General features: G+C 68.8%; 13 protein-coding genes. 1 reads left to right on the top strand and 12 read right to left on the bottom strand.

Annotated features, from left to right (window positions below; genetic code table 11):
- The first annotated feature begins 132 nt into the window (after positions 1-132).
- A complete protein-coding gene (locus V6U82_RS21175; protein WP_334463799.1) occupies positions 133-1,152 on the top strand; it encodes a hypothetical protein in 1,020 nt (339 codons plus the stop codon).
- On the opposite strand, the gene V6U82_RS21180 is transcribed toward V6U82_RS21175, so the two are convergent.
- The 12 genes from V6U82_RS21180 to V6U82_RS21230 all read right to left on the bottom strand — a co-directional run bounded on the left by V6U82_RS21180 (position 1,123) and on the right by V6U82_RS21230 (position 10,630).
- Complete coding sequence (locus V6U82_RS21180) at positions 1,123-2,142, bottom strand: pentapeptide repeat-containing protein (RefSeq protein ID WP_334463801.1); 1,020 nt, start codon at positions 2,140-2,142, stop codon at positions 1,123-1,125. The genes V6U82_RS21175 and V6U82_RS21180 overlap by 30 nt on opposite strands.
- 54 nt (positions 2,143-2,196) lie before the next feature.
- Entirely contained in the window at positions 2,197-2,349 is a 153-nt protein-coding gene (locus V6U82_RS31590; RefSeq protein ID WP_442933452.1) for a transposase, read from the bottom strand.
- A 35-nt stretch (positions 2,350-2,384) separates the two neighbouring features.
- Complete coding sequence (locus V6U82_RS31595; RefSeq protein ID WP_442933453.1) at positions 2,385-2,732, bottom strand: transposase; 348 nt, start codon at positions 2,730-2,732, stop codon at positions 2,385-2,387.
- A 126-nt stretch (positions 2,733-2,858) separates the two neighbouring features.
- Positions 2,859-3,446: an AAA family ATPase gene (locus V6U82_RS21190; protein WP_334463804.1), complete on the bottom strand. Its 588-nt coding sequence runs from the start codon at positions 3,444-3,446 to the stop codon at positions 2,859-2,861.
- Positions 3,443-4,675: a methyltransferase, FxLD system gene (gene fxlM / locus V6U82_RS21195; RefSeq protein ID WP_334463806.1), complete on the bottom strand. Its 1,233-nt coding sequence runs from the start codon at positions 4,673-4,675 to the stop codon at positions 3,443-3,445. The genes V6U82_RS21190 and fxlM overlap by 4 nt, the downstream gene beginning before the upstream one ends.
- A gap of 144 nt (positions 4,676-4,819) precedes the next feature.
- The gene (locus V6U82_RS21200; protein ID WP_334463809.1) at positions 4,820-5,599 is read right to left on the bottom strand and encodes a phosphotransferase family protein; all 780 of its coding nucleotides are present in this window, start codon (positions 5,597-5,599) and stop codon (positions 4,820-4,822) included.
- 12 nt (positions 5,600-5,611) lie between these two features.
- Entirely contained in the window at positions 5,612-6,100 is a 489-nt protein-coding gene (locus V6U82_RS21205; protein WP_334463811.1) for a hypothetical protein, read from the bottom strand.
- A 150-nt stretch (positions 6,101-6,250) separates the two neighbouring features.
- Entirely contained in the window at positions 6,251-6,583 is a 333-nt protein-coding gene (locus V6U82_RS21210) for a hypothetical protein (protein WP_334463894.1), read from the bottom strand.
- Positions 6,583-7,470, bottom strand: coding sequence for a hypothetical protein (locus tag V6U82_RS21215; protein ID WP_334463813.1), 888 nt, complete (start codon positions 7,468-7,470; stop codon positions 6,583-6,585). Before V6U82_RS21215 ends, V6U82_RS21210 begins: the two co-directional genes overlap by 1 nt.
- Before the next feature lie 60 nt (positions 7,471-7,530).
- On the bottom strand, positions 7,531-8,205 hold the full coding sequence (locus tag V6U82_RS21220; protein ID WP_334463815.1) for a GOLPH3/VPS74 family protein: 675 nt from the start codon (positions 8,203-8,205) through the stop codon (positions 7,531-7,533).
- Positions 8,202-9,218 carry an acetamidase/formamidase family protein gene (locus V6U82_RS21225; protein ID WP_334463896.1) on the bottom strand — a complete coding sequence of 339 codons (1,017 nt, stop codon included), beginning with the start codon at positions 9,216-9,218 and terminating at the stop codon, positions 8,202-8,204. The genes V6U82_RS21220 and V6U82_RS21225 overlap by 4 nt, the downstream gene beginning before the upstream one ends.
- A gap of 5 nt (positions 9,219-9,223) precedes the next feature.
- Entirely contained in the window at positions 9,224-10,630 is a 1,407-nt protein-coding gene (locus V6U82_RS21230) for an APC family permease (protein WP_334463818.1), read from the bottom strand.
- Between the last annotated feature and the right edge of the window lie 367 nt (positions 10,631-10,997).

Below are 10,997 nucleotides of genomic sequence, written 5' to 3' on the forward strand. Positions count from 1 at the left end.
CCGTTGCATTACTAGGCTCCCGGCACGGAATTCCGACACCACCGGCCGTCTTGCGGGCTCAGATCAGGGCGCGCAGTCGGTACTGTGGGTCTCCATCGAGAGAGCGCAAAGTCGCGGTTATCAGGAGTCGCTATGCCATCGGATGGTCGTACGTCGACCAAGGCTCTCGAAGATCTCAAAGATCATTTCCGGGTGGTCTGCTCCGCGGTTGGCGCGCTCGACCCGGTCCAGATCGCCGCCCGTACGGCGGGTGGTGTCATCCCGGAGACCGTGATGAAGATGCTCTCCGGTCCCGTCTTGCCGGCCTGGGAGTACTGGCTGCAGGTCACCGAGGCCCTCGGTGGTGACGTGCAGGCGGTCGAGAAGTTGTGGGTAGCCGCCGTCAAGGAGGAGGGCAGCTTCGAGCTCGGTCAGACCGGGTCGGGCGACACGACGGCCGGGGAGCGCGCCATCGTGATCCCGAGTGATCCCGCGGACCTGCAGGCGCTGGGCCGGCAGTTGCGTCGCCGGGCGGACGCCGAGCGTGAGCACCACTATGAAATCGTCCGCGGTATGCGCTCGGTCGAGGGCGAAGTCGACCGGGTCTCGGCCCTTATCGAGGCCCTGCGCAAGAAGGCCGACGAGGACCGGCTCGCGCAGCGGATCAACGAGCTGGAGTCCGAGCGCCGCCGGCTGCGTCGGGACATCAAACGCTTGAAGGGCGAACTCTTCGTCGTCAGCACCGAACGTGAGCGGATCGCCACCGAGCTTGCGGAGGTGAACGACCGGTTGGTCGAGTTTCAGTTCGAACGGGCGCAGTACGAGGAACGGCTCAAGCACCAAGCCGAGCTGCAACTGCGCGACACCCGGGAGGAACTTCGCAAGCTCGACGAGATCTGGAGCGCGCAGATGAGGCAGCTGACCGACGAGCTTTCCGCGACCCGGGAAGAGGCGGCGCGGGAAGCCGCCGAGTTGCGACAGTCGCTGTCCGAGGCGAGCAGGGCCAAGACGAGCTTCCAGTACGCGAACCAGCAGCTGCGGGCTGAGAACAAGGCGTGCGGCGCCTCCCTAGAAGCTGCCTACGAGCAGATCGATCAGGTTTACCGCCGGTGGTGGCTTCGCCTCCTCGTGCCACGGCAGGTGTCACGCCCGGGCGGCTCTGTCCGGTCGTGAGGATGTGGCGAGGTGCGACGGCAGCTCCGTGGCGTCGTCCAGCAGCGCCGTCTTCAACTGAGCGGCAGTGAGACCGTCGACGTCCGGTGGGGTCAGCAGAGCGCCGTGCAGCCGGGCACTTTCAAGGATCGTGCCCTGTAGTCGTGCCGCCACGAGACTCGCCCGATCCAGTCTTGCCTCGGCAAGAGCAGCCCAGCTCAGATCAGCGGCGGTCAAGAAGGCGTCTTCGAGACCGCTGTTCACGAGCAGCGCCTCCGTCAGGTCGGCGGTCAGGAACGATGCGCCGCGCAGGTCAGCTCCACTGAGGTCGGCTTGCTTGAGGCAGGAGTTGTCGAAGCGCGTCCGCGGCAGATACCCGCCGGACATCGCCGCGCCGCTGAGATCAGCGCCCGACAGATCGAGGGTCTGGTTCTCCGGCCTCCGGGGTCTGCGGCACAGGACGGTCAGGGCCGACTGAACGTCGACCGCGGGTGCCGCGGCCGACTCGCCGTCCGTTGACTCGCCCTCTAGCCGTGGGGCGTGCCGGCGGATGAAGGTGGCCAAGACCTCGACGACTGTCCAGTGGTCCTGCGCGGACTCGGCCATCAGACGTTCCAGAGCGTAGATCCCGCCGACTCGCTCCATCGGTTCCGCGGAGCCCAGTTGCGTCACCGCCTTGCCGTACCGATCTGCCCACTGACCGCGTCGCGTGAGGAAGAAGGTGCGCGCGGTGAAGGCCAGCCCGGCGGCCGCCACAATGCCGGCGACGGCCACTAGAAGCATTTGACGTGTCGCGTTGAGGGAGGCTGGGACATCCTTGCCGGACACACCCGCCAGCGGGGTCAGCCAACGAGCCACCGGGCCGATGAGAAGAACCAGGGCGCCGAGCGCGGCGAACGCGGAGAAAGCTAGCAGCAGGAGCGGCCAGCGTCCGCGGATCGCGCTGGCGCGGGATAGCCACCGCTCCAACATGTCCATGCCCGACGCCAAACGGCGCCGCTGCAAACGCATGGCTCATGATGACACGCGGATCGTGGTGGGTCGGTTCACACCGCCGCGTAGATCTCATCGAGGGGCCGGGGACCAGTCGGTCATCTCCTCGATCACCTTGCCGGTGATCCGCGATATCGTCTCCTTGCTGACCGAGGCGCCATAGATCTCCGCGAAGTGAGCGCTGATCTCCCTAGTCGTCAAACCTTTGGCGTACAACGACGACAACGACCTCGTCGACCCCTAAGAGGCGGCGCTGCCGCTTACGGACGATCTGCGGGCTGAAGGTGCCAGCCCCGGTCCCACGGCACGTCGATCTGCACCGGCCCCGACGCGTCGGTCAGCACTGTCTTCGGCCGGCTGCCGTCGCGGATGTTGCCCGAGCCGGCACCGGCATGGTCGTGCTTTTCGTAGCCGAGGTGTTCGGTCATCTCCTCATTCAGCGCGCTCTCCAGGACCGTCTTGGTCAACTGCTTCAGCAGCCCATCAGGGCCCGTCAACGACAGGCCCTGCTCCTTGGCCGCTCGGACCAGCTCGGCTGCGGCTTTCGCCTCGGCCGACGGCTCGGGCCGCTTCTTGCGTCCGGTCTGCTCGTTCAGCGTCGCGGTCATCACGGCACCCTCCTCACCAGGCACCACGCCCGGCAGGTCAGGCCGGAAGTACCTTTAGATCCACAGACCCCTCGGACCTGCTGCATGTGGTCCCACAAGAGTGAATCGATGCGGCAGAGGGGGACCTCATTCGACGTGTTGGTCGGCTTTGCGGGCACAGTGTTGGCAGCGTCGTGGGCACGGGGTGGTGGGTGCCGCGTTGATGAGGCCGCTGTGTTGCAGGATGGTGGCGACGGTGTGTTCGAAGGTGCTCGATTCGGGGATGACTGTCTCGCCGGGGATGCCGAGCAGGTCGCGGTGGGTGTACCAGTGGCGCATCTGTTCGGGCGTGACGGGGATGGGTTCGGCGCGGCCGAGGTGGCGCCTGACGGTTTCGTCGTAGGTCACGTCGAGGTAGAAGACGGCGACGGGGCCGCGGTGGTGGTCGATGAGGTGTCGTAAGGCCGGCTTGTAGCGTTCGGTGTGCAGGATGCCTTCGAGGAGGACGTGGTAGCCGAGGTCGAGGGCGGTGCGGGCGGTGGCGGTGATGAAGGCCGGCGCGAGTGGGTCGATGTGTGCGCTGTCATGTTCGCGCAGCACTGTTCTGCGGAGGTAGTCCTGCTCAAGGAGGGCGGCGCCGCGGCCGAAGCGGCGGCGGACCTCCCGCGCGGTGGTCGTCTTTCCGCTTCCTGAGTTCCCTCGGATGATCACAAGGGTCGGGGGGCTGACGCTCATGCTCGCCCTTCGGGTGTCGCCCAAGTGAGGGCGGTGGTGGTGTGCCGGCGGGGGACGAGCAGCCGTGTCCGGTCGGTGGGCGCAGGTGTGCTGCCATGGGGGTGGACGGTGATGTGCGGGCCGGGTCCGTACCGATGGAGGCGGTCCCAAATGGTGATGAGGTCGATCATGTGGTCGGCGAGTGCGGGGGAGCGGCGGCCGTAGGCGTGGGCCCCGAACTGCCAGTTGGTGTCGTCGAGCCGGCGGATGGCCAGGTAGGCGATGCTGTCCTCGGTGACGAGGGCGGGGCAGGCAATCCAGTTCTGTGGGGCCAGGTCCGCGGCGCGGTGGCGGTCGGCGGCGAGCAAACCGTAGGGGTGGGGTTGGCCGGCCAGCCACAGGTGCAGCGAGTCGAAGGGCGTCGCGGGCGGCATGGTAACCGGTGACCACAGGTCGGTGCGGGGTCCGTCCAGGGCCGCGGTCAGGGCGCTGAGGTCGCACGCGGCGGTGCTGGGGTCGTCGACGATCAGGGTGACGTCGTCGCCGCGCAGCCGGCGGCGGATGGTGGGGTGGGCGCCGACGCCCTGCGTGGGTACGAAGCCGCAGACGACCGCGTCGGTGGCGGCGAGGTGGTCGCGGTGGCGGGTCAGGGTGAGGCAGCGGGTGTTGGCGCGCATCCGCAGGGGCACGACGAGGAGACCATCGGGGGCGAGTTGGTCGGTCCAGGCGGGTGGGATGTCGCTGGCCTCGACGGTGACGATGATCGCGTCATACGGTGCGCCCCCGGCCCAGCCGGTTGCCGCGTCGGCCTGGACCGCCTGCACGTGCGGGTACCCGGCGGCGTCGAGCGTGGCCTGGGCGTGCGCCACGACGTGGGGGTCGATGTCGATGGTGGTGACCTTGCCGCGCGGACCGACGACCTCGGCGATCAGCGCGGCGTTGTATCCGCCGGAGCCGACCTCGAGCACCCGCGCGCCGGGCCGTAGCTGGGCGGCGTGCAGCGTGGTGGCCTGCAACCACGGCGCGGAGATAGAACTGGTCGCCTTGCCGTCCGGGCCGCGTCGGGTGACCACCACGTCGTCGGCGTACGCGGCCTCGACACTGACTCCCGAGGGCGTGAACAGGTGCCGGGGGACCCGTCTGAATGCCGCTTCCACGGCCGGTGAAGTGATCGCACCGTCGGCGAGCAGCTTGTCGACCAGTCGAGCGCGAGCCGTCTTCGTGAGCTCGGTGTCGAGCGGATCGGCCATCGTTGGCTCCCTGCGGTTCGGGCGCTCAGCGCGCGAGTCCATTCCTGACTTTGTCGGGCCGAGATCCTGGGGCGTGGGGTGACCTTGTCCAGCCTGCCGGTTGTCAAGCCTGTCGGGCCCTCGGCTGCGGCTCACGGCCTTGAGCTACGCCCCGTGGGCTCGGTGGATCGCCCACTCGCCGGTCCATCGGGCGAGGTCCTGTACCCAGCGCTCGGTGTTGTGTCGGGCCTTGGTCGCCCATTTCGCGGCGTTGGCCGAGGCGAAGTGGTTGAGCACGTCAGCGCTTGTGCCGGTCCAGGCCGGGAATTGCCCGAGCCAGTCTTCGGCTTGGTCGGCGGTGTGGCCGCTGCCGATCAGCCATTGGACGAGTAGTGCGAGTTCGACCCATGTCGCTGCTTTGGTGGCCCAGGCCCAGTCGACGATGCGTAGGCCGTGCGGTGTGATGATCAGGTTGGTCGGGTTGAGGTCGGAGTGCACGAGGGTCCCGCCGTGCATCGCCGGGTGCGCGAATCCGAGCCGGTCGGCCGGGGTGAACCACCGATCGCCCGGCGCCGGCGTCTGCTGAAGGTCTTTCAAGGCGACGGTGAGCAGGTCGAGATCCGGGCTGCCGGGGGACAGGTCGGGGTGGGGACCGGCGAGATGCTCGGTCCCCACCACCAGCCAGCCATCGGCCTCGAAGTGCCACCGCAGCGCCGGCGGGTACCGGTCGACGGCCTGGGTGACGGCCAGCTCGTAGCGCAGCGATCGGACGCCCCATTCGCCGCAGGCCGCTTTGACGAAGACCGGTCCGGACGGGCCGGTGACGGTCGAGGCGATCTGTGCGTGGTTGCCGTCGGGTGCCGGGAATGCCTCGAACGCTCCACCGACCTGTTCGGTGATCCTGGTGATCACGGTGCGGGGCAGGGTCGTCCAGTCGCTGCGCATCAGGTTCTCCTGTTACCGGCCGGGCTGCGGCGGGTTCGGCGGACAGCAGGACTCGGCCTCACCGCCCCAGAATTCCATGTCGATCTGGTAGCCGGTGTCGTGCAACGCCGCGAGGGTGTAGGTGATCGCGGCGCCGTCTCGCATGGCTTCGGTCAGGATCGGCCGGTGGTGCACGTAGTGGCCGGCGATCTGGTGGCAGGCGGCGGTGTAGGGCTCGCTGATCTGCAGGAGGGCGTGCCAGACGGCGTCGACCGGTCGGGTGGGCACGACCCGGTAGGACTCGCCGGTCGGCAGGAGCATCCCGAAGTCGGGCTTGCCGGCCTGGTCGGCGTGGGCCTTCAGGAAGACCAGGAATTGCCCGACGGCACGCTCGGCGTAGATGTGGCTCACCTCCTGCCGGGCGGCGAAGTAGCGGGCCAGCTTGTCGAACACCTCGCCCGACACGAGCGTGCGCGGATCCTGTGCGACGGTCGTGACGGGTCTGTCTGCGGTGATGCTCACGGTTCCTCCTTGATCGCGAACGGGGATGAGCGCGTATCACGTCGCCGTCGGGGCGGTGATGCGAGCACTTGACGTGCGGTGATATAGAGGGGACGTCGCGGCCAGGCCGTCGCGGAGGTCCCCTCACCAGCGGCAGGCTGCGGTGCTTGCTCACCGCTGCTCCAGGATCGATCTTCGGAAAGGGCCCCAGGCCACGAAGCGGTCGAACATCTCCTGCGGGCTCGGTCCGTCGTGTGGGTTGAGGTGGAACAGGTCGCGCATCGCCTCGAACATCAACCCGCTGAGGTAGATCGAGAGCGCAGGGAGCGCCGATTCGTACTCCACCTTCAACAGCAGCCGGGCCTGCGGGCACGGCCACGCCTGACCGCATGCCCGGCATGCCCACGTCGGCCGCAGCGGGGTATGCGGAGGCGTCGTCTCCGTGCGGTAGCGCGGCCGATCTGGCGTCGGGCCGGCGCCCGGCGTCTGCAACTGCGACGACATCACCGACAGCTCCTGGCCGCTCGCACCTGCCACTCCTGGCAGGGTTGCTCGCTCGGGCCCGCTCGACGGCCAGAGCCGACCCACGTTCGTAGATCCATGAGGAAGTACCCTTTCCTTCGCCACTGTCGGTAGGCGGTGGCGATGATTCGGTGGCCTGATGCTGCAGTGGCTACGCGTCGCAGCTCGGGTGACCCCTGCTGCTGATCGCGCCTGCGACGGTGGAGGTTGGTGGCCGGCCGGTCAGGGTCCGACGGGGCGCCGGCGTAGGTGGTGTGACCTCGTTCGAGGATGAGGACGTACGAGAACAGGCCCGCCCGGCGGCCGGTCAGCCGCTCGTGCACGGCGAGGACCTCGCCGCTTTGCGGGTCCACCAGGAGCTGCGAGGTGGATCCGTCGGCGGTGACGGCGAACGTCAGGCCGGTGCAGCCGACGAGGTCGGTGCTCTGGCCGCGGTCGGTGATGCCGGGGATGTCGGCGATGACACGCAGGCTCGTCGCCCGCAGGGCCTGGTTGAGGTACTGGCTGCTCACGAGCGCGACGACACCGCTGATGAGCACCCGCGAATAGGCGAGGTCGGTGGCCAGTTCTCGGGGCGCTACCGCCCCGGCCAGCACGTCCGCGTCTTCCAGGAGTGCTTCGGGCAGGTATGGGTGCAAGCCGCCGGGCAGGTGCTCGTTCGTCTTCCTCGGCGCCTCGCCGGGTGTGGTGTCGACGGGGTCGGCGAGGGCGGTGAGCCGCTGCCACGGGGTCAAACCTGGCCCGGCGGCGCTGGGGTGCGTGGTGGCGGATCGGCTGCCGGCGACCGTGGGCGCGGTCGACGCGGGCCTCGGATGGCCGGGGGAGCTGGCGAAGCAGTCGGCGAGCAGGACGCTGCCGACCAGGTTCACCGCCAGGCGGGTGGGGACCGTCGAGGGGAGCATCACGGTGTCGGGGTTCCTTCCTCGTGGTTAGCGGTAGATGGCGGTGGCGAGGTCGCCGACTGCGGCGTCGACGGCGGTAGTGATGTCGCGGACGGGTCGGTGGTGTTGGTCGGCGATGGCGCGCAGCTGGTTGGCGACGGTGGTGGTGTCGTCGTGGAGATAGAGGTGGTCGGTGAGGTTGAGGGCGACGACGAGTCCGGCGAGGGCGGCGGTGTGGTTGTCGGGTTGTTCGCGGCCGTCGGCGAGGTAGCGCAGGCGAGCGCGCGCGATGACGGGCCACCGCTGGTGGGTGGGCAGGTAGGTGTCGGCGCGGATCAGTCCGCCGAGTCGGCGGTGGCGGGTGTGGCGGAGGATTCCTGCGGCGTGCAGGCCGGCGCGGGTGCGTTCGTAGAGGTCGTCGGCGAATCCGCGCAGCCAGTGGCGCAGTGGTGGGGCGAGCCGGGTGTGGCGCAGGCTGGTGAGGGCGGCATCGGTAATGAGGTCGCCGACGGGCCGATCGAGGTGCAGCCGAACCCGCTGCTCCCCAACCTGGCCGTGGCCGTCGAGGGTGGTGCGGCCGGTGAGGACGAGGTCGATGAGGACGGCGCCGGCGAGACCGAGGGCCAGGGCTTGGCGGTGGATGTGGGGTTGGCCGGTGTCGTCGTTGTGGGCGAGCAGGTACAGCTCATCACGCAGCGGCAGCCCGGGCACCGAAGCGTTCATGGCTGCCCCAGGGTGAGGCCCCGGAGCCGGGCGTGGGCGTCTTCGTAGGCGGGCTGCGGCTGAGGGAGGTGGGCCTTGTCGATCGCAGCCAAAACCGTGTAGTTGGGGTCGCAGACGTTGCCGATCGGCGCCCGGCCGGCTTGGGAGATGAGCTGGTAGGCGTCGAGGGTGTCCAGCCCGCACAGGTCGGCGGTCCAGGTGGTGAGGTCCTGGTGGGCGATGCGGTAGGCGTCCTCGAGTGGTCGGGCGCAGCCGACGGACATGATCGCGGTGTCGCTTTCAAGCCGCGGCCACGCGGTGGGACGGTCGCCCTTGATGACCTCGACGGCGAGGGTGGTGACGGTGGCGATCTCCACCGCGACCCCGCACGCCTCGCCCTCGCCTTGGCGGGCGTGTCCGTCACCGAGGGCGAGGAGCGCGCCGTGGACGTTGACGCCGAGGTAGAGGGTGCTGCCGGCGCGCAGGTGCGGGGTGTCGAGGTTCCCGCCGTAGTAGTCCGGGACGATCGTGGCGCGGACTTGCATCGCGGCGGGGGCGACGCCGATCGTGCCGATCATCGGATCCAACGGCAGCTCAACCCTGTGGCCACTGGTGGTCGCGCGGTACCGCACGACGCCGGCGGTGGGGTCGATGTCGTAAACCCAGACGCGCTCGTCGAGGGGTGGCTGGAGGGTCGCGGTATGCGGGGTCGAGGTCAGCGCCCCGAAGTACGGGAACGTCGCGGACACACCCCACTCCCGGGCCGGAACGATCGAGGCGATGTGGACGGCGAGGGTGTCGCCGGGTTCGGCGTCCTCGACGAAGAACGGCCCCGACACCGGATTCAGATACGGCATCGCGCACACCTGCGACGGCAGATCCGCCAGCCCTCGCACCCGGCCGCCGAAGCAGTCCTCGGTATGCACGCTGAACACGTCACCAGAGCGCACATGCGCCACCGGAATCCGCCCGCCGAAGGTGTAGGCCAACTCGTCCCGCGCCGGCCGATAAGTGAAGTGACTTCCGGAAGACATCGTGGTCACACCCGCCCCAGGTCACGAGCGGACCGCTGCACTGGCACCAGGCCCGACAGCGACGGGCGGCGGCCGGTGGCGTAGAGACCGGCGAGCACGACGACGCCGAGAGCGAGCCAGGCCAGGCCGAGGCGCTGCGCGGCGATGTTCGCGTTCACCACCACGTAGGCCAAGATCGCGAACCCGATACCGGGCATGACCAGGTGCGCCCACCAGTTGCCGCTGCGCCGCCGGATGAGGTGGTGCACGACCACGGAGACGTGCAGGACCAGGAACGCGACCATCGCCCCGAAGTTGATCAGCGATGACAGCAGCGTGATCCCGTCAGCGCGGGTGGCCATGTACAGGCCCAGGGCGAGGGACACCACGCCGGTGAGCAGGGTGGCGTTGATCGGCACGTTGCGGCGGATCGACACCTTTGCCAGAAAGGCCGGGAGCTGCCGGTCGCGGGCCATCGCGTACAGCAGCCGGGACGTGGCGACCTGCGCGACCATCGAGTTCGGCAGACCCCACGCGATCGCCGTCGCCACCGCGCACAGCGTAGCCAGCCAGCCGCCGCCGGCCACCGCGGCGGCGTCGTAGAAGGCAGTGCCGTTCGGGTCACCCTGCGCCAGGAGCACGCCGGGGTCGGGGACGAGCATCGCGGCCAGCCACGTCTGGGCGATGAACAACACCCCCGCCAGGATCAGGACGGCGGCCATCGCCCGGCCGATCTGCCGAGAACCGCCCCTGGTCTCCTCGGCCAGCATGCTGATGCCGTCGAAACCCAGAAAGCTGAGCACGGCGATCGACACCGCCCCCGCGACCACGGCCCAGGTGAACGTGTCGGAGTTGTAGAACGCGTCCCAGCTGAACCGGCCCCTACCTGACGCGAGAGCCCAGCAGGCGACGGCCAGAAAGACCGCCAGGACGATCAGCTCGCCGACGAGCATCACCCGAGTCACCATCGCGGTCATGCGGATGCCGACCGAGTTGACGATCGTGTTGACCGCGACGAACCCCAGCAGCCACAACCACACCGGCACCGCCGGCACGGTGGCGTGCATCGCCACCGACGCCACCAGATACAGCAAGCCCGGCACGAGAACGTAGTCGAGCAGGATCACCCACCCGGCCAGAAAACCGACCGGCGCGCTGATGCCCCGGCCGGCGTAGTTGTAGACGCTGCCGCTCATGGGGAACGCCTTCACCATCTGCGTGTACGAGAACGCGGTGAAAACGAGGGCCACCACACCGACCGCGTACGCCAGGGCCACCATCCCGCCGGAGCCGGCGTACACGCTGCCGAAAATCGCCATCGGCGCGATCGGCACCATATACACCAAGCCATACGCGACCAGGTCCCGGAATCGGAGGCGACGCGCCAACTCCTGCGTGTAGCCGTAGCGCACCAATTCATCCTGTGGCTGCATTAGACCCTTCCATCAAAGTCGTAATGGGGGCCGGAAGATCAATCACCGTGCCACCCGTGAAAGGCTTATCGCTCCGAATGGTGGCTCGCGCTGAATGGCTTGGTCGATACCGGAGATGCGGACAAGGATTGTTGTCCGCATCGACGCTGCCTCGAGAGCCGACACGAGAGGGCGGGCACGTTACAGGGACGCCTCCAGCGGCAGGGACACACCGCTCGGGCGTAGAGTCGGTCGTCTGAGCACTCGCGGCGCCTGCAGGGCCGAGAGCAGCCGCTGGCCTGGCCGACGTCCGGACGACCGGTTGAGGAACCTGCCGTCGCCCGGCCCGCTGGTTGGTCGTTCGAGGAGGACATGTGAGGGTGGCGCA

It is taken from the genome of Micromonospora sp. CPCC 205554, from assembly GCF_036902745.1.
Classification (GTDB): Bacteria; Actinomycetota; Actinomycetes; order Mycobacteriales; family Micromonosporaceae; genus Micromonospora; species Micromonospora tulbaghiae.